Source organism: Flagellimonas sp. B-3 (assembly GCF_056857835.1).
This window is the reverse complement of the sequence record NZ_JBSXNW010000019.1, coordinates 1-25,812: the sequence shown is the minus strand read 5'-3', so window position 1 is coordinate 25,812 and position 25,812 is coordinate 1. Positions and strand designations below refer to the sequence as shown.

Here is a 25,812-nt window from a genome sequence, read left to right as displayed (position 1 = left end):
GAACGGCTTTATGCCGTCCCTTGTCCGGCAAACAGTTTGCGGGCTTACCTTTCGAAGAAGATTGATAGTGTTAAATAATTTTTAATGCAGGGCATCTTTAATCGGATTGATGGGCTAGAGGATCATTAAAACGTGTACCACCAAATGGAGAATATCAACCGAACAGGGTTCCGTTAGAAGTTATATGCAAGCTTGAAAAATTGAGCGTTCAACTAAAAATTCACTGAGACCAAGGGACAGCTTGTCGATTTGCTTTCTTCTGGCGCACAGGAATCCAGACTTCCAATGATCAGGCTCTTCATTTCATTCAGCTCTTTCATTTTTTTATCGATCAACCTGACTTTTTCAAGCATTTTTTGTGATACATTTTCACACGAAGCTGTATTGAATTCCATTAGCCCCAAAAAGTCGGAAATCTCATTTAAGGTAAACCCAAAGCCTTTCATTTTCTTGATGATGAGAAGTTTTTCCAAGGTTTCATGGGAATAATTCTTATAACTGTTGAATTCATTTTGTTTAAGGGCTGTCGGTATCAAGCCCTTCTTTTCATAAAAGCGTATGGTATCACGGGAAAGCCCTGTTTTCTTGGATAATTGGCCAATTTGCATAATTTTTAAAAATAAAATCCACATTTCCCTTGACCGTTGACTATACTCCACGGTCTATATTTGTAAAGATACCTTAAAAAAATAGGAATGAAACCAATACCCATGCTACTGCTTTCAGCAGCCCTGACTTTGACAGGTTGCAACAATCCAGAAAAAAAATCGTCCCCAAAACCACCGGCAATGGCCGACGGGGGAAATAAATCAATTGACATGAAAAAAATCAAAGCAAGGAACAGAACGAAAGAACTTTCCTGTAAACTGACCACACCCGAACTACTACAACGAAAGGAAACCGTACTGAAGGACTTGAAAGAACAAGTGCTCATGAAAAAAGAATTGGAAGATGGCTACGCTTACCAGTTTCCAGGAACCGACAAGGTACTTGACCAACTCTCCGAGTTCATTAAGACGGAAAGGGCGTGCTGTTCTTTTTTCATTTTTGGCCTTTCCATCAGTGGGGACAAAAGCGAAGCTTGGCTGGAACTGACGGGACCGGAAGGTGCGAAAGACTATGTTCATTCAGAACTCGGACTGTAATGGAAGTGGTAAGATCGATCCCTGTTTTCATTCTTGCAGGGCTTTGCGAAATAGGGGGCGGTTATCTCATTTGGCTATGGTTGCGGGAGGATAGACCTTGGTGGTTCGGCCTTTTGGGCGGACTTGCACTTGCTTTTTATGGTGTTGTGGCAACTTGGCAGACCTCCAATTTTGCACGGGTCTATGCAACTTACGGCGGAATATTCATTGTGATGTCGATCCTATGGTCAATGAAGTTTGACAATTACACCCCTGACAAGTATGATATTGTCGGTGCCTTGATCGCTTTATTGGGTGTTTGCATAATTTACTATGCGCCGAGAAATTGAAAGGAAATTAGGGACATGCATATAACACCCACCTGTTGTATAGCAAAATGGACTTGGTACAATGGCCCTATAGCATCCTTTACCCGTCGAACAGTTTGTATACTTGGCTTTCAAGAATGATTTGTTTGAGCAAAAATTGTTTGCAATATTACGGCAAAGGTTTTTACCTCATACCATTTTCAATATCCTCCCATCTCTGCTCCAGACACATTTAAAACTTTTGTTATGGGCATATATTGATTGTTATATTTGCCCTATGGACTCCTTGGTAAAAGAAAATTATCTGAAAGCACTGTTCTCCCTGTCAAATGATAAGGGAGAGGTCAATGTCAACGAACTTTCCAAACGGTTGGGCGTAAAAATGCCCTCAGCTACCAATATGATCAAGAAGCTAGCTGAAAAAAAATTGGTCCATTATGAAAAATATAAACCCGTTAGATTGACCGAAAAGGGGAGAAATGAAGCTATGCACATTATCCGTAAACATCGCCTCACGGAAATGTTTTTAGTGGAAATAATGGGGTTTGGCTGGGAGGAAGTCCATGACATTGCCGAACAAATAGAGCATGTAAAATCGCCCATATTCTTCAAAAAGATGGACGAAATTCTGAGGTATCCCTCCTTTGACCCCCATGGATCCCCTATTCCTGACATCAATGGGAATATACAAGGAAAACAGTATTATAAACTTAGTGAATGTGTAAAGGGACAGAAGGTGATATTTAAAGCTGTGGAGAGTTCTTCAGAGGAATTTTTAAAGTTCCTGAACAATAAGAGTCTGTCCTTGGAAACTAAAATCGAGGTCATTTCCGTCGAACCTTTCGATGGTAGCTTATCCATTTCCTATGGTCAAGGACAAAGAGAGACCCTGACCAAAATGGTCGGGGATAAAATATTGGTCACGGACAAGGACTTGTCCAGTAAGTGAAACCATTCCTTATAAACGTTTTTATCGACCTAAACGACACAACCCCTTACCATCGTCCTTGCAGCCATCAACGGTAAGAGAGTTCCTTGGAACTAGCTTAAATTAAGTCTTCCCTATTTCATATTTTATACATCTAAAAATAATTTGTTAGTCATAACTAACTTTATTACATTTACCCCTCTAAGTTTTTAATTGGACAAGGAATGTTACTTGAACTTAAATTATTTCCCAAAATCTTGGTCCTTGGACTGTTGTTGGGATCCTGTGATAAATATGAACCCGTTGCCCCTCTTGAAGAAGAACTTCTCGATGGCCCATTGGGGGGACTGACCTCCGCACAAAATGCACAATTTTTAGCGGGGGACATTGCGTTCAACGACGATGTATTCACTTCCCGATCGGGATTGGGACCTCTTTTTGTGGCCACAAACTGTGCCAGTTGCCATGCCGGGGACGGAAAGGGCACCCCGTTTACAACCCTTACACGTTTTGGACAGACGGATGCCACCGGAAACCAGTTTTTGCACTTGGGAGGCCCGCAGATACAGAACAGGGCGTTGCCGGGATATGAGCCGGAGACGGTTCCCAATGGGGCCACTTTTTCAAAGTTCACACCTCCGGCCGTTACCGGACTTGGCTTTTTGCAGTACGTGACCGATGCCGACATCATGGCCATGTCGGATCCCAATGACGATGACGGCGATGGGATATCCGGCGTTCCCAATTGGGGAACATTGAAAGAATATCTGGATCCTTTGGACAATGCGATAGCCCAGGACGGAAAGTATATCCACCGCTTCGGAAAAAAAGCGGCGGCATATGACCTGTTGCAACAGACCGTGGATGCCTATAACCAGGATATCGGTATTGCCTCTTCCTTCGACCCAAAGGATGTGTATTCCGGTCTGACGATTGACCCTGAGGTGTCGGATAAGACCATCCGGGACGTGGTCGCGTACTTGAACACCCTAAAGGCTCCCATACCCAGAAACCAGGAAGCATCACAGGTTCAGAACGGAAAGTCGCTTTTCTCCCGGATAAACTGTGCCTCATGCCATAGACCGGAACTGGTAACCGGGTATTCCCCCATCGAGGCGCTCTCCCGTAAGACATTCCAACCCTACACGGATCTTTTGTTGCATGATATGGGGCTTGGGTTGGATGATGGTTATACCGAGGGCAGTGCCCTAACCTCTGAATGGCGTACACCTCCGTTATGGGGGCTTGGGCTATCGCCCACAACCCAGGGCGGGCAATATTTCCTGTTGCATGATGGCAGGGCACATAGCATTGAAGAGGCCATCCTAATGCATGGTGGTGAGGCTGAAAATAGCAAAAACCAATACCAGAGCCTGACCCAATCCGAGAAAAACGACCTTATTAAATTTTTGGAATCCCTATAGAATGGATAGAAAAGAATTCATAAAGACCTGTGGATGTGCCTGTCTTGGGGTCTCTTCCATGGCGATACTGCTCCAAGGCTGTGTTACTACAAAAAGCATTACCGCCCCTATTGTCAGGGACCATCTTGTAATTCAAAGGACGGATTTCATGAAAGGCGAAAAAGCCGTTGAATACCTGATTGTGGACAACGGGCAATTGCAGTTTCCCATTTATATATTCCGGTTTTCGGAAACGGAGTATACGGCACTCTATCTGCGGTGCACCCATCAGGGGAACGAACTGAACGCCTATGGCGATAAATTGGTCTGCTCCGCACACGGCAGCGAATTTGATAACAAAGGAAATGTGATCCAAGGACCTGCCAAGGAAGCCTTGAGGTCCTTTCCGGTGCAGATAACCGACCAAAACATCCTTATCTCATTAAAAAAAGCATGAAACACCTCATTACCAAATTGTTATTGTTATTTGCAACAGCGTTACAGGCCCAGATAGACTCCACCCTTATCAAGAGAGCCCAGTTAGATACAACAAAACAAGGCCTCAATATGGATGCAGTCTACGACCGTCCTTTTTTGAGCTTTGGAAAGGTCCCTGTTTCCGTGGGCGGCTATGTGGAAGCAAATTGGCAGCACCTGGGAACGGACGGGGTTTCCGAGGGGCATCAGTTCCAAATGCGCAGGATGACCCTGTTCGTATCCTCGTCCATTGGCAAAAAACTCAAGTTCCTGAGCGAGTTGGAGTTTGAGGAAGGCGGTAAGGAAATAGCCATAGAGTTTGCCTCCTTGGATGTGGAGTTCCACCCTTTGCTGAACCTTCGGGGGGGGATCATCATGAATCCCATAGGGGCCTTTAACCAAAACCATGACGGCCCCAAATGGGAGTTTACCGACAGGCCCATCCCTGCCACACAGATGCTTCCCGCTACATGGAGCAATGCCGGGTTCGGCCTGTTTGGGAAGACCTATCGCAAGGACTGGATGTTCGGCTATGAACTGTATCTTTCGGGAGGGTTCGATAACTCGATCATTGACAATTCGGAAAACAAGACCTTTCTGCCCGCCGCCAAGGAAAACGGGGAACGGTTTGAGGAATCGGCAAGTGGCACACCGTTGACCACGGCCAAAATAGCGATAAGACATAATACCTTCGGTGAGATCGGGCTGTCCTATATGGGAGGCATCTACAACACTTTTGAAGATGATGGTATTGAACTGGACAAAAAAAGAAGGGTCAATGTCTATGCCATTGATTACAACAACACGCTGCCAAAGCTGAACACCTATCTTACAGGTGAATGGGCCTGGGTACAGGTGGATATCCCCAACACTTATACACAACAATACGGGAGCAAACAGCACGGCGGGTTTTTGGACATTGTCCAACCTGTCCTGGACCGGAAAATGTTGGGCTGGGACAACGCCACCCTGAACCTGGCGTGCCGGTTTGAATACGTCGATTGGAACGTGGGAACCTTTAACGAGACGGGGGACGAAATCGGCGATGAGATCTGGAGCATCATGCCGGCCATCAGTTTCAGGCCATCCCCACAGACGGTATTCCGCCTCAACTATCGCATCCAAAGACAAAAGGATATTTTGAACAATGAACCTGCAAGGACAGGAGGTTTTATTTTTGGGATTTCATCGTATTTTTAAAAGTCGCCGATAGACCACTTGGCTGTTTATCACCTAAGTTGACCCTCCCTTTATAACTTTGCACAAGCGTTGCATTAGTAATTTCATATATTTGCAATGTGAAAGTTTTAACCGTCATATTGTCCTTTTACTTCTTGGCACTCAATATAGTGCCCTGTGGCGACTCGGTGCAGGCCAATGGCGATTCCCAAGTCGTTTCAGTGGTGGATTTTGATGGTGATCACAGTCAGGATGGTGAGCTTTGTTCACCCTTTTGCCAGTGTCATTGCTGCCATGTGCATACCATTGATTTTGGCATTCTTGAATTTGAACCGATTCAAGTAGATATTTCAAATGAAAGCTTTGTACATTTTGATAAACATGGCAAAGATTTCACCCCTTCGCTTTACCAACCCCCAAAAGTTTAATTCAGTTTAAGGATAACCCTATCCTTTTTGAACCCCTACCAAAGGTTTCCATCACTTCGATGTACGCCATGGGTTTGGCATATATCAAAAGTTTAACTGAATTAATATATTTCCATGATTAACAAAATCATTTCATTTTCCATTAATAACAAGTTTATTATTGGCTTGTTTATAGTGGCACTGGTCGGTACGGGCATATGGTCCATGGCCACTATAAACTTGGGTTCCGTACCCGATATTACAAACAATCAAGTGCAGGTGATAACCACCGCGCCAAACCTCGGCACAGAGGATATCGAGCAATTTGTCACCTATCCCGTAGAACTGGCCATGGCCAATCTTCCTGATGTTGTTGAACTCCGTTCCGTCTCCAGGTTCGGCCTATCCGTGGTCACCATTGTCTTTAAGGACGAGGCAGGGACCTACCTGCCACGACAACTCGTACAGGAAAAGCTCGCAGAGGTCAGTGAGGAAATCCCTGAAGGGTTTGGGACCCCATTTATGGCTCCCATTACAACTGGTCTGGGAGAAATATTCCAATATACCCTAAAGGTGGAAGAGGGTTACGAAGAGCAATATGATGCAATGGAACTGCGTACCATCCAGGACTGGTTGGTAAAACGTCAGATGGCATTGGTTCCCGGTGTTGTTGAAGTCAATGCCTTTGGAGGTTATGTAAAACAATATGAAGTGGCACTCAATCCCGATAAACTTAAAAGTTTTGGGATTACAATGGGTCAAGTTTTTGAGGCCCTGAAAGTGAACAACGCCAATACAGGTGGTGCTTATATTGAAAAAAACCATCAAGCGAACTTTATACGCGGGGAAGGATTGGCCCGTAGTATCGAGGATTTGAAAAACACAGTTGTCGTTTCTCAAAATGGCACACCCGTATTGGTAAGGGATGTTGCGGAGCGGGTTGGCTACGGAAGCCAAGTAAGATATGGTGCATTCACCCAAGATGGGCACGAATCCGTAGGAGGGCAAATTTTAATGCTCAAAGGGGAAAGCCCCAGTAATGTCATTAAAAATGTAGAAAAGCGCATAACGGAAATTCAAAAATCGCTGCCAGATGGGGTTTATATCGAACCATTTTTAAGCAGGAGCGAACTTATTGCGAGGACCACGAGCACGGTCGAAAAAAATCTTATTGAAGGATCATTGATTGTAATATTCGTACTTGTTCTTTTATTGGGAAGCCTAAGGGGTGGATTGATTACCGCATCAGTTATACCCTTATCGTTGTTGTTCGCCTTTATTTTAATGAAACAATTTGGGGTATGGGCAAACCTAATGTCCCTCGGGGCCATAGACTTTGGTATCATCGTTGATGGCGCGGTGATCATTGTAGAAGGGATGGTGTTCCATATTCATCAACGGATGAAAAAGTCGACCAAGATCATTGAGCAACCGGAAATGGATGAAATCGCATATGAGTCTGCCAGCACTATGATGAACTCTGCATTTTTTGGACAATTGATCATCCTTATTGTATTTACACCGATTCTCTTTTTGACAGGGGTTGAGGGCAAAATGTTCCGTCCCATGGCATTTACTTTTGGTTTTGCGGTTTTAGGTGCAATTATTCTGTGCCTTACCTATGTCCCAATGATTTCATCCATGTTTCTAAAGCCGGCAAAGAACAAAAATAGTTGGTTTGCAAAATTCGAGAACCGTATAGACCGATTCAGTGATAAAATTATGTCCGGTCTCAATAAAGCATACAAACCCTTATTATCCTTTGCACTTCGTTTCAAAGCCGGCGTTGTTATGGGCGCGGTCGCATTGTTGTTGATCACCGGATTTATCTTTAGTAATATGGGTGGCGAATTTATCCCTAAACTTGACGAGGGCGATATAGCCATGCAGGCATTGATAAAACCCGGCAGTAGCCTTACCGAATCCATTGAAGCTTCCAAAAAACTACAAAATATCATTGGTCAATTCCCAGAGGTTAAAACAATGATATCGCGTATTGGGGTCGCAGAAATACCTACCGATCCCATGCCCATGGATATTGCCGATAGCTATATCATTCTTGAAAAGGATAAAAGCAAATGGACGAGTGCCGAAAGCAAAGAGGAACTTATCGAAAAAATCAAGGAAAAAATAGCCGTGATCCCAGGTGTGAACTTTGTGTTTACCCAACCCGTGGAACTGCGTTTTAATGAACTTTTGACCGGGGTCCGGGAAGACGTTGCCATTAAACTATATGGAGAAGACCTTGGTGTGCTGGCCGATAAGATACAGGAAATTGCAGCAGTGATAAGGACTGTTCCCGGTGCTGCTGACATAAATGTTGAAGCAACCAGCGGCTTGCCTCAAATGACCGTGGAATATAATCGTCCTAAAATGGCACAGTACGGAGTGACCATCGATAAAATGAACGATTATGTCAGTGCCGCTTTTGCCGGAGAAAAGGCGAGCGTAATTTTTGAAGGTGAAAAGCGATTTGACGTGGTCATTCGATTGGCCAAAGAATATAGACAGGATATCAACAATTTGAAAAATCTCTATATCGATTTGCCAAACGGCAATCAAGTACCCCTTAAAGAGGTTGCGAACATCAGCTATAAGCCCGGACCTATGCAAATTTCAAGGGACAATACCTATCGCCGTATATCTGTGGGGGTCAACGTCAGGGGGCGTGATGTTAAATCCATGGTTGAGGAAATTCAACAAAAATTGGATGCCGAGGTCAAGCTTCCACCTGGCTATTATGTGACCTATGGCGGTTCTTTTGAAAACCTGCAACGGGCGTCAGACCGTTTAATGATAGTAGTGCCGATTGCCCTTGCGCTCATCTTCATACTGCTCTATTTTGCGTTGAACTCGTTTTCACAATCGATAATGATATACATGGCGGTGCCATTGGCGGCCATTGGTGGAGTCTTTGCATTATTGGTACGAGGCATGCCTTTTAGTATCTCCGCAGGGGTCGGTTTTATCGTGCTCTTTGGGGTTGCAGTATTAAATGGGCTTGTCCTTATCAATAAATTCAATGAATTAAAAGAAAGCGGAATGACAAATTTAAAAGATAGAATATATGAGGCCACCCACGAGCGGTTACGTCCCATACTCCTAACGGCAACTGCCGCCATTATGGGTTTTATACCAATGGCCATATCCACCTCGGGTGGTGCCGAAGTGCAACGGCCTTTGGCAACGGTGGTTATTGGTGGCTTGATTTCGGCAACGTTCTTGACATTGGTGGTGATCCCGGTACTTTACAGTTGGCTGGAGGTGCGCAAAGAACGTAAAAACAATGGAGGCGACACAAGTTACATCAAGAAAAGTACAACGATTCTTCTGGTGTTATTCAGTTTGGGAGGTTTCATGACCCCAAATTCGGTAAGTGCCCAGGACGGCCGGATGAGCCAAGTCGTCACTTTGGAAGAAGCCATCGCCATGGCAAAGGAAAATTATCCTTCCCTTAAGGAAAGCCAAGCCTTTATTGCGCGTGAGCAGGCGCTGAAAGGTACTAGCTTCGATTTGGGAAATACACAGGTGTTTACCGGAAAGGAAGAGTTCGGCAATGACCTACCCGGTGTACAGACCACTATTGGCGTACAACAAGGGAATATAGATCTGCTTTCAGGTTTTTCAAAATCGAGGTTCTATAGGGAACGTGTCAAGTTGGGCGAAACATTCTATGCGGTCAATGAGCAGCAGTTGATCCGAAATGTAATGCAGGCCTATGACCGTATCAATTTCAACAAGGCACAATTGCGGTTTGCGGAACAGCTGGACAGTGTTTATGCCAACTTTAGGACGGCGGCACAATTGCGCTATGATACCGGGGAGACCGGCAAACTTGAATTTATTTCTGCTTCTTCGGAATATCAACAAATACAGGTATTGCGACAACAGGCCTACGACGATATTGAAATTGCGAAAAGGGCACTGAAGCAGTATCTGGGCATTGACCAGGAAATAGAAACCGTGGAAATGCCCTATGAACCCATGGATTTTATAGGCCGCTTGGATTCAACTTCCGTAACCAACAATCCCATGCTTCAATATACCATGCAAAATGCTGAAGTTAGCAAAGCAAACATCGGTGTGGAAAAAGCGCAGTTCCTGCCCAAGTTCAACTTAACGTATGGAAGGCAGGTTGTGGATGATGTATCAGGTTTTAACACCTATCAGGCCGGGATCAGTATACCACTTTGGTTCTTTCCGCAAAAATCAAGGGTAAAGGCGGCCAAAGCCGAAGCCATGATGGCAGAAAATCAATATTTGGAACAAAAAGCAGTGACCGAAAGTAGAGTCTCACAGCTCATAAAATCCTTGGAAAAAACGCAAAAAACACTTGATTACTATCAGGAAGGCGCATTGCTCTTGGCCGAGGAACAAATTACCACGGCAGAACTGGCCTCTATGGAAGGTGAGATTGATTATGTAAACTATATCACGATTCTCAACAGTGCCATCAGGATAAAACAAAATCATTTACAGTTTATATATCAGTACAACCAGCAGTTCATTGAACTACAATACCAATTGGGCAACCTATAATCCACAAAAGAAAAAGAAATGAAAAATATAGCGATAACAAGTATCATATTTATGGGCCTTTTGACAATGGGCTGCAACGACAAGCCCAATTCAGAATTGGGACATAATGAAGAAAGCACTGCCGCCGAAAATATGAAGGGTGAGGAAGGTGCACACAGTGAAGGCGGTGAAAATCATGAGGAAGAGGAAGGCGTGGTAGTGCTGACCAATGACCAAATCGAAACTATCGGACTTGAGACCAAAATATTGGAAAAACGTAATCTCGGCAATAATATCAAGGTTACCGGAAGGCTCGAACTTTTCCCCCAGGACAAGGCCAATATCAGTCCGTTCATGGGCGGTAACGTGAGGTCAATCAAGGTAATAGAAGGAGATAAAGTACGTAAGGGCGAGGTACTTGCCTATCTTGAACATCCGGATATTATAAGTATGCAGCAGGAATATCAGGAAAAAAATGACGAACTCGTGTTCCTGAAGCAGGATTTTGAGCGGAAAAAGACATTGTTCGACAAGGGTGTTTCCTCGGGAAAGGAATTCCAGATGGCTCAATCAAAATTTCGTTCCACCTCCTCTAGTGTTAACGGCTTAAAGGCAAAACTGCGATTATTGGGAATTAACACGTCCAAGGTAGAAGAAGGTGAAATCTACTCTGCCATCCCAATAACAACACCTATCTCGGGCTATGTGGATGAGGTAATGGTAAGCCTTGGCGATTATGTTGCGCCCCAGTCCAAGATGTTCGCTGTAAGCGATAATTCAAAAATCCATTTGGACCTTAAAGTTTATGAAAAAGATATTCCGAAGGTAAAGGTGGGACAAAAAATAATTTTTACAGTGGCCTCTAAACCTGATGAACTATTGACCGCAGAGGTCCATTCCGTCGGTAAGACTTTCGAGGAAGACCCTAAGGCATTGCACGTTCACGCCGATATAGACAATAAAAATGGCGACCTTCTTCCGGGAATGTATGTTGAGGGCAGGATTACTGAAGGGGAAAAATCTGGATATGCCGTTACAGAGGAAGCTATCGTTAAGGAAGCCGAACAGTCATACATTTTTATTTTAGAAGAGGATGGAGAAACTGAGGGGAATAGGACGAAATTTAAAAGAATTCCTGTAAGCACGGGCATAAATGACCTTGGTTTTGTTGAAATCAATATTCCTACAGAAATGGCCAAAAACATTAAGGTTGTCACCGTTGGGGCCTATACCCTTTCTTCTGAAATGGTCAAGGGCGAACTCGAACACGGACATTAATTCAATAACCATCAAAGGTTTTGATTCCGGGTCTGTTTTCCCCTTAGTTAGTTAAAAATAAACAGTCCCGGGTCAAAATCATAAAAGATAAAAAGATGAAAGAAATAAAAGCATTTATAAAACCGAACAGGATACAACGGGTCATTGAAGCCCTCAGCGATAATGGGTTTAAGAGCATGACCCTATCACAGGCCGAAGGGACCGGGGCATTCAAGGCAAAAGGTGCCAAACCCTCACTTGATTTTCATGTGACGGACAGTCCCGTGGTAAAAGTGGAACTGGTCTGCCAGAACGAGGAGGCCCAAACGGCAATAGACATCATTCTTAAAAATGGCAGGACGCCCGATCCTGGTGATGGTATAATCTATCTGTCCAACATTGAAGATGCTTTCCAGATAAAGACCGGGGAATCCTTAAAACGTTACGACCATTAAACTGTTTACAACCAATGGAAAAAATAGTGAAAAAGTTGGAGAGCAGGGGCATTCGCCCGACGGCAATGCGCCTGATAACCTATAAACGGTTGGCGCAGTTGAACGTTGCCGTTAGCTTGGGCGAACTTGAAAAACATTTTGAACGTTCGGAGCGGAGCACGCTTTTTCGTACCATGAAGACCTTTGAAGAAAATGCCATCGTGCATCAAATCGAAGATGGAACAGGCGTCATTAAATATGCACTATGCGAGGAAGATTGTGAATGTGAGGTCGGTAACGACCTCCATTTACACTTTCATTGCAATAGCTGTGGGGAAACGGTGTGCCTGACGGATCATAAAATCCCACAGATCAACCTGCCCGAAGGCTATGTGGCAGAAGATATCAATCTTGTGGCAAAGGGAGTCTGTGGGAAATGCAATGATGGCCTGGAGTAACATTTTAATTAAAAATTGGAACAATGGTGACGATCTATAAAAAGGAATGTAAAGTTTATATGGTAGCTCGAAATGGACTTGATGCTACGGATCATGAAAATTTGATCCTTCAACTAAAAGACCATATACAGGCACACAACAAAGTGTACTGGTATATTGAGATGGAAAATTTTAAGGCATGGACTGCAAGCTCATATTGGAATGATATTGTTCTTAAACTTCCGAATGAGGAACGTCTAAAACGGGTCGCATTGGTAGGAAATGAAAAATGGCACGAACAGTTTACGGAGGTTTTGACACCCTTTACAAGGGCTCACATGAAATTCTTCGGACCCAGTGAAAAAGATTTGGCCAAAGAATGGATAGAGAAAAAAAACAATTAAAAACAGTTCAATTAATTTTAATGTAAAAACTATAATATACAATCAGATTACCCATAAATACATAGGATATGTCGGGGGGTATCTGGATGTTTATCGTCCCAGGGAGAAACAAAAAAAATTACACAATAAAAATCCGGGGGTTGGCGTGAATCGAATTAAGAGAAAAAGAGTTTGAACAGCAAAAAAAAGTTGTTTTGGGAAAATTAAAAAATAATCGATAATGAAACTGCTTAGTGACAAAAGTGATTTCAAAAACGAAGTACTGGACAACCAAGGACTTCCCATTGCTATTGCGCTTGGATTTATAGCGGGCATATTTATGGCACAACCATTGGGCATTTCCCTGTTGCATTATGGCCTGGGTGGCGATGCGGCAACTGGTGGCATTTGTCCTAAGAAGGATTTCGACAAATCATGGGGTTTGGGGCTATGGACCAAACCTTGAAAAATGTCCTGTTCGGCACAAGGGGAAGCAGTATCGCACTGATGTTTTAAACAAAAAAGGAAATCTCTTGTGTTAGGTGCCTAAATCAGTAAAACCGTGTGTTCAAATCCGGGTGGCCGCCCATATTTTTTGACCAGCACTGGGAACGGTTCCCGGGAATAGGATTATCTGAAGCTCTGGATTATATGGAAATGCACCTAAGTTGATATAAATCCGATAAAAAAGTGAAAAATGACACAGCTATTGAACATAGAAAAAGAAAACGTAATTGCCGCCAAAATCAAGGGCAAAATCACAAAGAGGGATATAGAAAAAATCCATCCGCTGATCCACACCATCACCAAAAAAGGCCATAAGGTACATTTTTACTTTGAACTGGAAGAATTTCACGGTAATGGCCCAAAAGGTTTATGGGCAGATTTAAAAGTAGATACCGCACATATATCGGAATACGGTAAAATGGCATTTGTAGGCGAAAAAAAATGGCAGGAATGGGCCGTCAAAGCCATGGATTTCTTTACTGGTTCAGAAGTCAAATATTTTGGTTTTCAAGATAAGGCAAAAGCAAAAAACTGGATACAAAACAACTAAGGACATGAAAAAACTAAAAATAAAGATTCCCGTAATCCTTCCCCAGGTGCCGGACGAAAAAGATGCCTGTGTCAATAGGCTCATTGATAAACTGAAAGGACGAGAGGGCATTGATAATGTGCACGTATCCGATGAAAAAGCGAACGGTGTTCCTCAACTCTGTTTCCATTACGACCCCGATGTCATTTCCCTTGATAGGGTACAGTCCCTGGCAGAAACAACCGGTGCCCAAATCTCAAATAAATTTGGGCATAGGTTGATAGCCGTGGATGGCATACGCCACACCCGCCATGCCCGAACCATCGAGAAAGCCCTCAAGGAGGTCGATGGGGTACTCGAAGTTTCCGTTTCCGCTTCTGGAATGATACATGTGGAATTTGATAAGGGCATTACAGGATTTGGGGCCATTCAAAAGAAAATAGAAAAACAAGGGTTGTCCATTATTGATCCGTCCATTGGCACAGAATTGTATTTACAACAAATGGAAGTATCCAACGGCGAAGAAAAATCGAGGGTTATTCAGAATAAAAAGGAAAAACAACACCTTGAAGCAAATGGCAAAGGCCACGTTCACAAAAAGGGTGAGGACCATGTTGATGAACAGGGCGAAGACCATGTGCATGCACACGGCGGTATTTTTGGAAAGAACACCGAACTTATTTTTGCCCTAATTTGCGGAGTCATTCTTGGAATAGGTTTTGGGTTGTCCTACCTAGCGGCAGTTCCGGATTGGGTAAGCTTATCCCTGTATATAGGAGCCTATTTTTTTGGCGGTTATTTTACTGCAAAAGAGGCCGTCCAGACTGTTGCCAAAGGTGGTTTTGAAATCGATTTTTTGATGCTGGTGGCCGCCATTGGTGCAGCTATTCTGGGTGAATGGGAAGAAGGTGCACTCCTATTGTTCCTGTTCAGTTTGGGGCATGCCCTAGAGCATTATGCAATGGAGAAGGCACGAAAATCCATCGCGGCACTGGCAGATTTGGCCCCAAAAACCGCCTTGCTGAAAAAAGATGGCAGGACCGAAGAGGTCGGAATCGAAAAGTTGGGTATTGGCGATATCATTGTGGTCAAGCCAAACAGTAAAATATCCGCTGACGGTGTTGTGGTCGATGGAGAAAGCAGTGTCAACCAAGCTCCCATAACCGGGGAAAGTGTACCGGTAGATAAAGTTCCCGTTCAAGATATTGACAGGGACTATTCAGAGGAAGATGATATAAAGGACGAAAACCGTGTTTTTGCGGGAACCATTAACGGTAACAACACCCTTGATATAAAGGTGATCAAGGAGGCAAAGGACTCAACGCTATCCCGATTGGTAAAGTTGGTAAATGAAGCGCAGACCCAAAAATCGCCCACACAGTTGCTTACCGATAAATTTGAAAGGTACTTTGTGCCTTCCGTACTGGTACTGGTCGTACTATTGCTTTTTGCTTTTTTGGTCATAGACGAGCCGTTCAGCGCCAGTTTTTATAGAGCAATGGCAGTACTGGTAGCCGCTAGCCCCTGCGCATTGGCGATTTCGACACCGAGTGCGGTTTTGAGCGGGGTGGCTAGGGCCGCCCGTGGCGGAGTGTTGATCAAAGGGGGGCGACCTTTGGAAGACTTGGGGACACTCACCGCCCTGGCATTTGACAAGACAGGCACCCTGACAGAAGGAAAGCCTAAACTCACAGAAGTGGTCCCCCTTGGGAAACTATCGGAAAATGAACTATTAAAAATAGCCGTAGCGGTAGAAAACCTTAGTGACCACCCTTTGGCAAAAGCCGTGGTCCGAGATGGCAAGGAGCGCCTGAAAGGTGGCGAAATACCCGATGCTTCCGATTTGGAAGCCGTACTGGGCAAGGGTATTAAGGCTTCCTTGGGCGATGATAAAATCTATATAGGGAACCTTGACCTCTATGAAGGGCTTGATGAGAGTTCGCCTTCCGAAGAGATAACAATAAAAGTCCGTGGTCTTGAAGGGGGGGGCAATACGACTATGCTCGTTAGGAAGAATGAAGAATACGTAGGCATCATCGCCCTAATGGACACCCCTCGTGAAGCCGCCAAGGCAACCCTTAAAAAATTAAAGGAAATCGGTATCAAACGAATGATTATGCTTACGGGCGATAACCAAAAAGTGGCCGATGCCGTTGCCAAAGAAATAGGGTTGACCGATGCCTGGGGCAGTCTATTGCCCGAAGAAAAGGTGGATGCCATTAAAAAACTAAAGAAAAAGGAGTCCAAGGTGGCGATGGTAGGTGATGGCGTTAATGATGCACCTGCGATGGCAAACAGTACCGTAGGTATTGCGATGGGTGCCGCAGGAAGCGATGTGGCCTTGGAAACCGCCGATGTTGCCCTTATGGGCGATAAGTTGGAGACATTACCCTTTGCCATTGGCCTGAGCCGAAAGGCAAAAGCAATCATAAAGCAGAACTTATGGGTTAGCCTTGGCATTGTGGCATTGCTTATTCCCTCTACCATATTCGGGTTCGCCAATATCGGAATCGCGGTGGTAATACATGAAGGCTCAACCTTATTGGTCGTTTTCAATGCCTTGCGCTTATTGGCTTACAATGGAAAATAAGAATATGGATGGCACGGTTTTAATCCCCATGTAAAATGACGCTTACTGAGAAAACACTTTTACGGCTCGGCATCAGACCCACTGTGATGAGGGTCAAGATGTATCAATATCTTAAGCGGAGACAAAGTGCGGTATCCTTGGTCGAGATGGAAAAAACTTTTGCCCAAAAAGGCGTGAACAAGAAAACAGTCCATAAAACAACATTTTATAGGACTATCAACCTCTTTATGGAACAAGGTCTGGTCCATCAGATTGATGATGGAACATACATTGCAAAATATGCACTTTCTGATAGAAGTCACATAGACAAACACGATAAAGACTTACATATGCATTTTCATTGCACCGTATGTGGAAAAACACTATGTCTGCCGGATAGAATATCAGAAAAAAGCTTGCCTGATGATTATGAAGTGAGCAATGCTAACCTGGTATTAAAAGGGGTATGTAAAAGTTGTAGAAAAAATAACAAGGATGAAGAAGCTTCAGCAGTTGACCAAGGAAATTAACGAATTTACATTGAGAATTGAGCAGGACTATCCTGAACTATACCAATATCTTGATGAAAATCCCATTACAATCCGTGATTGTGAAACACCTTAGATTTCCGTCAACCCGTTCGTGGAATATTTGGATAGCCTAAAGTCATTCTTGGAAAGATATATAGGGTCGCATAAAAAAATGAAGCCCTGAAATATAATTGATTCAGTAGTATATTAATGAACAAAAGCACTTTTAAAATCAGTAAAATGGACTGCCCTTCAGAAGAGCAGATGATTCGGATGAAGTTGGAGTCCCATACACAAGTAAAACACTTGGATTTTGATATTCCCAACAGAAAATTGGAAGTATATCACTTGGACGGCACCAAGGAGATACAAACGTCCATAGCCAGCTTACAACTTGGGGATTCCCTAGAGGGAACCATAGAAGCCGAACCGCCCGTAATGGAAGAACAATCCAAACAAAAAAGAATGCTTTGGTGGGTCTTGGGCATCAACTTTGGCTTTTTCGTTATCGAAATGACCACTGGTTGGATTTCCTCTTCAATGGGACTTGTGGCGGATTCGTTGGATATGCTGGCAGATTCCATCGTTTACAGCCTGAGCTTGTTTGCTGTAGGCGCAGCCATGTCACGCAAGAAAAATATAGCCAAAATCAGCGGCTATTTTCAAATGGGATTGGCCCTCTTGGGCTTTTCAGAAGTACTGCGTAGGTTTTTCAGCGATACTGGAACGCCCTTGTTCCAATGGATGATCATAGTTTCAATTTTCGCATTGGCAGGTAATTTGATTTCCCTCTGGCTCATCAACAAAACCAAGAGCCAAGAGGCCCACATGCAGGCGAGCGCCATTTTTACGTCCAATGATATCATTGTGAACGGCGGTGTTATAGTTGCAGGTGTGCTGGTCTATTTTCTGAACAGCAAATGGCCCGATTTGATAATTGGTGGCATCGTCTTCATGTTTGTGATGCGGGGCGCCTTAAGAATATTGAAACTGTCGAAGTAGCTTCAGAAAGCCTAGGATTAGAAATATGATGACCAAAAAACAATGAATATCCAGATTTGGGCAATAGTATTGGGATCGACGACCTGGGGACGCGTTCGGGTTCGAACAGATTGTTAAGGTCATTGAAGATGCTCCAAAGCTGGGGCTGAATAAATGGTGGACAGCCATCAAAATTATTGAATATGTCCAAGAACAGAAGGGAGAGAAGGCTTGCGAAAAAAGATAGAAAACCCATGAATGGAGGAATAACGAAGAAAGACAAAGTCTCATGTATGTTGATATTTACCGCAATGTTCATAGTACTTCTCCTCCTTTACTTTTTAGAGGCCATTCTATATTTCTTTTACCTTCTTATTGAAACGTAACAAAAACAAAGCGATATGAAAACAACAACAATCTTGGTTCCAGTAGATTTTACATCCGTAGCAAAAAATACGGTGAACTATGTTATCGGCCTATCGAAGCAACTAACGACAAAAATGATTTTTGTTCACGCCTACACCGTGGCATATCCATCGAGCACTCCCATGGGAATGGGAACCATGGCAGCTCCGATTTCGGGAGCCCGTGAATCCCAGGAAAAATCAAACAAACAAAAACTCAAGGATTATCTCGAAAGCTTTCCGGAACTCGCATCCAAGGATTACAAAGGTTTCGTTGATTTTGGCGCGACCGTAGATGTTATTTGTCAAACTGCCAAAGATGAAAATGTTGACGCCATCATTATGGGGACCGAAGGAGCAGACTCCCCGATGGAAGAATTTTTTGTGGGCACCGTGACTGAAAAAGTAAGTCGTAATGCACCTTGCCCGGTATGGGTTGTTCCAGAAAGCACAAAGTATGATGCTATTGAACATTTGGGCTTGGCACTGGACGGGGACAGTTTGGGCAATGAGGCTGATAAAGACCTATTGATCAAGTTGCTGGAAACATTTACTGCCAATTTACATCTCGTACAAATTACGAATGACAAGGAGGATATTCCCTTAAAAGAAAATGAAGTGCTTTCATATTATAAAAACCTTTTGGGCCAAAGGGAATTCACCTTCAACATTTTCCAAAATAAAGATACTGAAGAAGGCATCAACAAGTTTCTAAGGGAAAACCCAATAGATTTGCTGGTGCTACTCTTCAGGGAACACGGATTTTTTGAGCGGGTATTGGAGAAAGGACTAAGAAAAAGATTGGTTTTTGGTTCCGATAAACCCTTACTTATACTCAAATAAGATAATCTCCAGCAATATCAATACATATTTTTCGGCTTTAGATAAATGGTTGCTAAAACGGATGGATTTGATTGTGATGCGGCGATGGAAACCGAAAAAGCGATCATTCAAACCCATCAACCATCCAAAGTTGTTTGATCCACTAAAAAAAGTCGATCAACCCGAAAACTTGGTTTGCAGAACAATATATTCAAGTAATTGTCCTGATTTTGGGAGCAGTTAGGATGGCTAAAAAGTGGAGCGTTTTGCCAATATAGGTTTGGCATTATGGACTATTTTAAATGCTATTGGATTGCAAAAAATGAAATGGTGCTGACTCATATTCATACAAGTAATCTTTAGGACCAACTTTGCTGGTATAAATTAGGCTTACATAAAAAAATAGCCCATCCGAATATTCGGATGGGCCATTAAATGATTTGGATCACTTAGAGCTCAAAGATCAGGATATCCTTTTCGATCTCCGACTTCCGCTGTTCCAAAGTCTTCTGCAACTGGGTGGTCACCAAATTGATGAGATTGCTGTTGGTGGTCTTGAACTCCAATCCATGGGAATCCCAGATGTAAAATGAACTGGAACCGTCTTGGTTGTAGTTGAACTTGGTGAGTTCTCCAAGGGTCTGGTTCAGGCGTTCCCTATGGTCGCCAAGCCTCTCAACTTTTCAAACTTCTGGATCCGGCTGTCGATGCTGCCGTGGCACACAATAGGGAGTACAGTCTGTATGCACAACGTAAAAAACTTGAGGGAAAACCTTATTTCTTGATAATGAACAATGTCTCCAATAAAATTTTAACAACTGTTTACGGAGTGGTCCAAAGTAGGAGACCATACGATATCAACCATATTTGCGTTGATCCTAGAAATATAACTAGGACAAACTTGCCATTAAAGGTAAATTAAAAGAATCAATTTAAACGTATTTAAGTATTTGCTTAATTTATTATACCTTTGTACTAAATTCATCCCATGAAACTTGAAACTAGCTGCATTAGGGCAGAGGCCGATTACGTTCAAATACTACGCTGTAAAGAAGAATTGAACGCTGTATCAGCTTCCATCGAGGTAATAAGTAAGGTTATGGCACTGGCCGGTAATAAGGTTCGTTTTAAAATGTTGTATCTGCTGCAACGGGAAAACGAATTATGCCCTTGTGACTTTGCGGATATTCTGGAAATGAGCGTTCCCGCTATTTCCCAGCATTTACGTAAGATGAAGGATGTCAATGTCATTTCTACCCGTAGAGATGGTCAAACCATCTTTTATCGAATTTCAGAGGAGAATAAAGCTTTTTTGACTACTATTTTAAGTAATGTAGCACCTGAAAGAAAAACTGCATAAAATGAAAAAAACAATGACATCAAATCGAACTGCTTTTGCTGGGTTGTTTTCGGCTATCGTAGCTTCTCTATGTTGCATAACTCCTGTTTTGGCGTTGCTTTCCGGAACTACGGGTGTTGCCTCTACCTTTTCTTGGGTAGAACCCTATAGGCCTATTTTGGTAGGTTTGACCGTTTTGATTCTTGGTTTTGCCTGGTATAAAAAATTAAAGCCACGTCCACAGGATATTGATTGCGCCTGTGATGATGACAAACCTAAATTCATCCAATCAAAAACATTCTTGTTTTTGGTGACCATTTTTGCTGGTATTATGTTGGCGTTTCCTTATTACTCGCATTTGCTCTTTCCCAACTCAAGCGTTAAGAAAAAGGTCCTTTACGTATCCGAAAACAATGTAGGTGAATTGAACTATTCCATTCAGGGGATGACCTGTACAGGTTGCGAAGCCCATATTGAAAACAAAGTCAATCAATTGCAAGGTATTTTGGAAGTAGATGCAAACTACGAAAAATCTAGTGCTTTGGTGAAGTATGACAAGGGTAAGGTAACACCTGATGAAATAGCTACCGCCATTAGAAAAACCGGTTACAAAATCATTGAATAATGGAGGTTATCTTAAAATCCACTCTTACTTGCCCGAACTGTGGGCATCAAAAAGAAGAAGAAATGCCGACAACGGCCTGTAAATTCTTCTACGACTGTGAGAATTGTAATAAAGTACTAAAACCCAAAGAGGGAGATTGTTGTGTTTTTTGTTCTTATGGTTCAGTGGCCTGTCCTCCCATACAATCTGGCACTGGTTGCTGTAATTAATGATTTTGACTGACTCAATAATCTAAAGTTCTATGGTGCTATGGACACTTTTACGATAACAATTTTGCTTAATTCTTTAAAGAAATTTGGTTTTTAATAGAGTATATAAATAGGGACAAAGGAGCGGCTTTATGCCGTCCCTTGTCCGGCAAATTTTTGCGGGCTTAGCTTTCGATGATATTGGTTAAGGCGATATTCTTTTACAGATTAATAATGCCCCTTTCCCTTGTATTGTTGGAAAAGCTCAATGCCCTTCTCAGTCCGCTCATATCCGAACTGATTTTTTCTTCCAAGACCCTTGCATAGACCTGAGTGGTCGAAATCTTGGTGTGGCCCAGCATTTTTGAAACGGTTTCTATGGGAACACCATTCGATAGTGTTACCGTGGTGGCAAATGTATGCCGGGCCGAATGAAAGGTAAGGTTCTTGGAAATCCCCAATAAGGCTGTTATTTCCTTTAAATAGGCATTTGTTTTTTGGTTTGAATATACCGGAAGTAATTTACCTTGGTTCAAATGGGGATGGTCCTCATATTTTTCCAGAATCTGCTTTGCGACTTCAAGTAGTGGGATTTTTACGGGTTGTTCATTTTTTTCACGTTGGGTAAAAATCCAACGTTCTCCATCAATACCAACCACGATATTGCTTTTGTCCAACAACCTGACATCCGTATATGACAATCCGGTATAACATGAAAACACGAAAATGTCCCGTACTATACCATATCCCTTGTCCTCAATATCGGCCTCTTGGAAAAGCTTCAGCTCCTCTTGGGACAGAAATTCCTTTTTATATCTCTTGAATTTAAGTTTATACCTGGTAAATGGATTTTTTTCCAGCCATTCAAGATCCATGGCCAGATTCATCAATTTACGCAGCCTTTCCAAATGTTTCATAACACCGTTATTGTTCAAAGGGTTTGAATTTTGGAGGGATGGCCCTTTTCTCAGATACTGTTCAAAGTCAATGATGAAACTGTACTTCAGATGCTTTAGGTATATATCATTGGTCTTCTTTTCCCTAACAAGAAACCTTCGAATATAATTTTCGGTGGTATAGTAATTCTTCAGCGTCCCCGGTTTGAGTACGCCTTTCATATTTTGGTTGTGGTACGCCACTAATTCCAATAAAGTTTTATGTCTTTCGTCATGCCCGACGAACCTAGCCTTTATGGATTTTGCCGTAACCAACTCAAATTCAGCGGATAACTGTTTGTGGCATTGTAGTAATTTGGCATATACCTGGTCCAGATAGGTGTTCAATGCCTTGCCCTCAGGTGTCCTGGAGGTGGTTTTCTTCGCTTTGGTGTCCCAATAGGTAACCGATGTTTGTCGTTGTAAACTGATTTCTGCACGTTTTCCATCAACCGTTACACGTGCATAAATTGGGGCCGAATCCCCGTTTCTCTTGGCTATATTAAGCCAAAAATGGATGCTAAAAGTTCTTGTAGTGCCCATAGACTCTCACTTTAAGTTAATACTCGATTTGATATCGAAAGTCAAATCGAAGCGAAAGTCAAATGCTAAGGAGTTACCAATGTAGTGAAAAAATCCGGTCGAAAAAAGGTAACCGAATAGGTAACTTTTGTTTTGATTTTAAAGCTAACTGTATGATATCAAAAAAAATGAAATCAATTGAAAATCATACAGTTAACTTTTTATTGGTGTCTATTGACACCCTCTTTGTCGGGGTGGCAGGCCCATCCCTATAAACGTAAATAGTTGATTTTCATTGTTTTACACCGTTAACTAAGACCAGTTAACCGAACCCTGAACCGTGTTCAAATCGGTACATCCAGAGGCAAAACTTATGGGAGTTTCACAAATTAAATTTAGTAAAAATTTATTAAAGAGAACTTTTCCTTTCCTTACATTAAATTCTAAGATTCAAGCATTGATTTAATATCACTAACATCTTGATTACTTAACTCAAACCACTCGCCTCTGATTCTTTTGCTGTCATACAATTTATGCAAAGAACTTTCAATAGTTTCAGCCATAAGCCTTTTGGGATATTCCTTTGAGCAGATAAGTTCGACCGTTGGCTTTTGACTCTGCAAAGTTTTTTCCCTGTATTGTGGTTTATTTGAGATTCCTATTTTATAAAAATCATTCGTTGTATCAATCATTAGGTATACATGGCACCCATCTCTTTTATCATTACCCTTTTCTCCCATTTTTAAGAATTCGTGCTCTGGGAGTTCATATTTTAGAATTTGGATATACTCAGAAGCCAAATTCTTTATGACATTGAATATCTGTTCTCCGGTATACCAATAAAAGTTCTTTGTCTTTGAAGATAACTTGGTTTTTCGACTGCCATCTAGTATCCCCCAACTTATCATATTTAGGTTTTTGAAACATTCAATTTCCTCCTCTGTTATAACGGCATCATTAGAATAAAGACCAGACCATGAGGTATCGGCAGGTTCAGATTTTCGGATTATTACAAATTCAATGAATTTCCCATCATTAAATTCAAATCTTACTGTGTCTTTGGGTTTCAAGTAAAGCTCCCTTTTAAAAAAGTAAAAAGCTATAAAGTCTTTCTTATCAGCATGCTCGAAGGCAAATATTAAATTCTTTCCTAAATCGGTATTCAATATAACACCTCCTATCGGACTTATGTTTGACGTTCCAAATGGGTAATAGTGCCCTCCTACCAAGCGCCATCTTACACACTTTGAGCCCGAAAATGGATCTTGGGTTATTATAGTCTTATTTTTAAAATCACGCTCCAATAATTATGTAAATTTTGACATTTTGTTAATCGCCTTATCTTAGCAGCCACAAATTATAGAGTTAAATCATTGAGATTTAAATCGATCCAAGTAGCTATTTTATTTTTAATTCATGTATTTTTTGTTTTACACGATTTGATACGGATATTGTGAAAACTTTCATTGATGTATCCATATTTGATGTTGAAAGACAAAATAAGTTCCCACTTGAAAATTCCATTATTGCCGCACCAACATCAAAGCTTCTATCACCTAGTTTGGTTAATACCTTAAATTCAACGTTACTTTTTATCATCTTATATTTTGCCATAAATCTAACATGTGCACCATTCACTTTACAGAATTGGTTTCCAAGTTTTACTGCTACACTGTCAGAATAATTCATTTTCATGCTCACTTCGGTTTTCTTTCCGTTAGCTGCTTCAAGTTGAGATTTTACCTTGTCCGTATTAAAGACATTGGTTATTAGGTGATTATTTAAATGTTTTATGGTCTTTGTATTTGGTATTTCGTCAAGGTTCTCCCTATATACTTCACTTTCATTGGTCAATAATTTCAAATCTTCTTCTGTTATAGACTTATCAAAAAAATATGTAATCATTGGCGAGCCTATCAGAATGGGCTTTTTCTCCTCAAACACGAACTCTTTTGGAAATTGCATGTGTTCAAGGACAGACGAGTACCGATCCCAAACTTTTAATTCATAAAGGTCTATACCGTGATATAAAGCTTTCCTAATTCCTGGTTTTGTATAACCACTTGCCGAAATAATTCCTCCTTTTTGAATTGATGGTGTATCCTTAAAATGCAAACAAAGTTGTTCGACTTCCGGCGAACCTAAAGGTCTTGTATGATCCTTCACATGAATTCCAATAAAGGCAATCTCTTCCTTTTTTTCATTGATGTACTTGACAGATATATCAATATCCCTATTACGCTCCGAAGCATGGTCATACATCATATTCCCCAATATTATTTCAACACTTTCTGGTGAGGTAAGCTTAGTTAAAATCCCTGCTAATAAATGAGTGTCAGTATGTGTTAACATATTAGAGTGTGAGAAATCGTGCCAGCAAATACTTTAAAGCGAACGAAGCATGGCGAAGTGCTGCAAGCGTCCCAAAACTTACCAAACTAATTTACTGAGCGAGGCAGAATAACTCTAGTTTATAAGCTTTTCCAGATAAGCAACTTTATCCTTTTCTGCTTGCAATAAACGCTCGTAAAGTTTTTTGTTCTCTTCATGGGCCTCAATCAGTTTATCCAAAGGATTGAAAGTAGGCATATAATTAAAAAAGGCTGCATTGTCGTTATTGGTAACAGTATTACCAATAATATTGAAAACAGCTTCTTCAGAAAAATTTTCAATACCTTCTTTGGTAACACCCAATGCCTTGGCCACCTGTTCCAACTTGTCATCTTCCACCTTCTCGCTGTTCTCGATATTCGAAACGGCCTGTTGGCTGATGCCCAGTTCCTCGGCCAACGTCTCCTGTTTCATTCCACGGAGTTCCCTGATCCTACTGATCTTTCTGCCTATATGGTTGTTCTTGATCTTTGTCTGCATATCTCAAATATAGGGTGTTTCCCACAATAATCCGATTGTAAAATACAAAACAGTTTCAATAAAATACAAGTGCCCATGGTGGGGTACTTGGGAACATGGCCTTAATATGGTCAG

General features: G+C 42.1%; 28 protein-coding genes. 23 read left to right on the top strand and 5 right to left on the bottom strand.

All coding sequences use genetic code 11. The features are described 5' to 3' along the window. Window positions 1-212: 212 nt before the first annotated feature. Window positions 213-608, bottom strand: a complete 396-nt coding sequence (locus AC13CS_RS07445) for a MerR family transcriptional regulator (RefSeq protein ID WP_275617161.1) — start codon at window positions 606-608, stop codon at window positions 213-215. Window positions 609-695: 87 nt separating this feature from the next. Here AC13CS_RS07445 and AC13CS_RS07440 point away from each other — a divergent pair, with 87 nt between their 5' ends. From AC13CS_RS07440 to AC13CS_RS07330, 23 genes are all read left to right on the top strand, one after another. After that, window positions 696-1,145, top strand: coding sequence for a hypothetical protein (locus AC13CS_RS07440; RefSeq protein ID WP_163627746.1), 450 nt, complete (start codon window positions 696-698; stop codon window positions 1,143-1,145). Beyond that, window positions 1,145-1,474, top strand: coding sequence for a YnfA family protein (locus AC13CS_RS07435; protein WP_163627748.1), 330 nt, complete (start codon window positions 1,145-1,147; stop codon window positions 1,472-1,474). The genes AC13CS_RS07440 and AC13CS_RS07435 overlap by 1 nt, the downstream gene beginning before the upstream one ends. 256 nt (window positions 1,475-1,730) lie before the next feature. Then, window positions 1,731-2,402, top strand: a complete 672-nt coding sequence (locus AC13CS_RS07430) for a metal-dependent transcriptional regulator (RefSeq protein WP_163627750.1) — start codon at window positions 1,731-1,733, stop codon at window positions 2,400-2,402. A gap of 203 nt (window positions 2,403-2,605) precedes the next feature. After that, on the top strand, window positions 2,606-3,805 hold the full coding sequence (locus AC13CS_RS07425) for a di-heme oxidoredictase family protein (protein ID WP_163627752.1): 1,200 nt from the start codon (window positions 2,606-2,608) through the stop codon (window positions 3,803-3,805). 1 nt (window position 3,806) lies between these two features. Next, window positions 3,807-4,241: a QcrA and Rieske domain-containing protein gene (locus AC13CS_RS07420; RefSeq protein WP_163627754.1), complete on the top strand. Its 435-nt coding sequence runs from the start codon at window positions 3,807-3,809 to the stop codon at window positions 4,239-4,241. After that, entirely contained in the window at window positions 4,238-5,461 is a 1,224-nt protein-coding gene (locus AC13CS_RS07415; RefSeq protein ID WP_163627756.1) for a hypothetical protein, read from the top strand. Before AC13CS_RS07420 ends, AC13CS_RS07415 begins: the two co-directional genes overlap by 4 nt. A 98-nt stretch (window positions 5,462-5,559) precedes the next feature. After that, a complete protein-coding gene (locus tag AC13CS_RS07410) occupies window positions 5,560-5,868 on the top strand; it encodes a DUF6660 family protein (RefSeq protein ID WP_163627758.1) in 309 nt (102 codons plus the stop codon). Between the two features lie 114 nt (window positions 5,869-5,982). Then, complete coding sequence (locus tag AC13CS_RS07405; RefSeq protein ID WP_163627760.1) at window positions 5,983-10,386, top strand: CusA/CzcA family heavy metal efflux RND transporter; 4,404 nt, start codon at window positions 5,983-5,985, stop codon at window positions 10,384-10,386. Window positions 10,387-10,404: 18 nt separating this feature from the next. Beyond that, window positions 10,405-11,643: an efflux RND transporter periplasmic adaptor subunit gene (locus tag AC13CS_RS07400; protein ID WP_163627762.1), complete on the top strand. Its 1,239-nt coding sequence runs from the start codon at window positions 10,405-10,407 to the stop codon at window positions 11,641-11,643. A 95-nt stretch (window positions 11,644-11,738) separates the two neighbouring features. After that, window positions 11,739-12,077 carry a P-II family nitrogen regulator gene (locus AC13CS_RS07395; protein ID WP_163627764.1) on the top strand — a complete coding sequence of 113 codons (339 nt, stop codon included), beginning with the start codon at window positions 11,739-11,741 and terminating at the stop codon, window positions 12,075-12,077. A 14-nt stretch (window positions 12,078-12,091) separates the two neighbouring features. Beyond that, window positions 12,092-12,514, top strand: coding sequence for a Fur family transcriptional regulator (locus AC13CS_RS07390; protein WP_163627766.1), 423 nt, complete (start codon window positions 12,092-12,094; stop codon window positions 12,512-12,514). Between the two features lie 23 nt (window positions 12,515-12,537). Next, complete coding sequence (locus AC13CS_RS07385; protein WP_163627768.1) at window positions 12,538-12,897, top strand: SpoIIAA family protein; 360 nt, start codon at window positions 12,538-12,540, stop codon at window positions 12,895-12,897. A 220-nt stretch (window positions 12,898-13,117) separates the two neighbouring features. Beyond that, on the top strand, window positions 13,118-13,342 hold the full coding sequence (locus AC13CS_RS07380; protein ID WP_163627770.1) for a hypothetical protein: 225 nt from the start codon (window positions 13,118-13,120) through the stop codon (window positions 13,340-13,342). A gap of 231 nt (window positions 13,343-13,573) precedes the next feature. After that, the gene (locus AC13CS_RS07375; RefSeq protein WP_163627772.1) at window positions 13,574-13,933 is read left to right on the top strand and encodes a SpoIIAA family protein; all 360 of its coding nucleotides are present in this window, start codon (window positions 13,574-13,576) and stop codon (window positions 13,931-13,933) included. Window positions 13,934-13,937: 4 nt separating this feature from the next. Continuing rightward, complete coding sequence (locus AC13CS_RS07370) at window positions 13,938-16,502, top strand: heavy metal translocating P-type ATPase (protein ID WP_163627775.1); 2,565 nt, start codon at window positions 13,938-13,940, stop codon at window positions 16,500-16,502. A 35-nt stretch (window positions 16,503-16,537) separates the two neighbouring features. Further along, on the top strand, window positions 16,538-17,011 hold the full coding sequence (locus tag AC13CS_RS07365; RefSeq protein ID WP_163627777.1) for a Fur family transcriptional regulator: 474 nt from the start codon (window positions 16,538-16,540) through the stop codon (window positions 17,009-17,011). A 210-nt stretch (window positions 17,012-17,221) separates the two neighbouring features. After that, the gene (locus AC13CS_RS07360; protein ID WP_203532481.1) at window positions 17,222-18,013 is read left to right on the top strand and encodes a cation efflux transmembrane domain-containing protein; all 792 of its coding nucleotides are present in this window, start codon (window positions 17,222-17,224) and stop codon (window positions 18,011-18,013) included. 182 nt (window positions 18,014-18,195) lie between these two features. Continuing rightward, complete coding sequence (locus AC13CS_RS07355; RefSeq protein ID WP_163627781.1) at window positions 18,196-18,378, top strand: hypothetical protein; 183 nt, start codon at window positions 18,196-18,198, stop codon at window positions 18,376-18,378. Window positions 18,379-18,393: 15 nt separating this feature from the next. After that, a complete protein-coding gene (locus tag AC13CS_RS07350) occupies window positions 18,394-19,239 on the top strand; it encodes a universal stress protein (RefSeq protein ID WP_163627783.1) in 846 nt (281 codons plus the stop codon). Window positions 19,240-19,658: 419 nt separating this feature from the next. Next, a complete protein-coding gene (locus tag AC13CS_RS07345) occupies window positions 19,659-19,811 on the top strand; it encodes a hypothetical protein (protein WP_163627785.1) in 153 nt (50 codons plus the stop codon). Between the two features lie 395 nt (window positions 19,812-20,206). Continuing rightward, window positions 20,207-20,578, top strand: coding sequence for an ArsR/SmtB family transcription factor (locus AC13CS_RS07340; protein WP_163627786.1), 372 nt, complete (start codon window positions 20,207-20,209; stop codon window positions 20,576-20,578). 1 nt (window position 20,579) lies between these two features. Beyond that, complete coding sequence (gene merTP / locus AC13CS_RS07335; protein ID WP_163627788.1) at window positions 20,580-21,182, top strand: mercuric transport protein MerTP; 603 nt, start codon at window positions 20,580-20,582, stop codon at window positions 21,180-21,182. Beyond that, complete coding sequence (locus tag AC13CS_RS07330) at window positions 21,182-21,391, top strand: GDCCVxC domain-containing (seleno)protein (RefSeq protein ID WP_163627790.1); 210 nt, start codon at window positions 21,182-21,184, stop codon at window positions 21,389-21,391. The genes merTP and AC13CS_RS07330 overlap by 1 nt, the downstream gene beginning before the upstream one ends. 200 nt (window positions 21,392-21,591) lie before the next feature. Here AC13CS_RS07330 and AC13CS_RS07325 read toward each other — a convergent pair whose 3' ends face one another. The 4 genes from AC13CS_RS07325 to AC13CS_RS07310 all read right to left on the bottom strand — a co-directional run bounded on the left by AC13CS_RS07325 (window position 21,592) and on the right by AC13CS_RS07310 (window position 25,698). Further along, window positions 21,592-22,848 (bottom strand): site-specific integrase, encoded by a 1,257-nt coding sequence (locus AC13CS_RS07325; protein WP_163627792.1) that lies wholly within the window; start codon window positions 22,846-22,848, stop codon window positions 21,592-21,594. Window positions 22,849-23,270: 422 nt separating this feature from the next. After that, window positions 23,271-24,131, bottom strand: coding sequence for a GIY-YIG nuclease family protein (locus AC13CS_RS07320; RefSeq protein WP_482888709.1), 861 nt, complete (start codon window positions 24,129-24,131; stop codon window positions 23,271-23,273). Between the two features lie 94 nt (window positions 24,132-24,225). After that, the gene (locus AC13CS_RS07315; protein WP_482888708.1) at window positions 24,226-25,179 is read right to left on the bottom strand and encodes a hypothetical protein; all 954 of its coding nucleotides are present in this window, start codon (window positions 25,177-25,179) and stop codon (window positions 24,226-24,228) included. A 114-nt stretch (window positions 25,180-25,293) separates the two neighbouring features. Next, window positions 25,294-25,698: a helix-turn-helix domain-containing protein gene (locus AC13CS_RS07310; RefSeq protein ID WP_482888707.1), complete on the bottom strand. Its 405-nt coding sequence runs from the start codon at window positions 25,696-25,698 to the stop codon at window positions 25,294-25,296. Window positions 25,699-25,812: the final 114 nt, after the last annotated feature.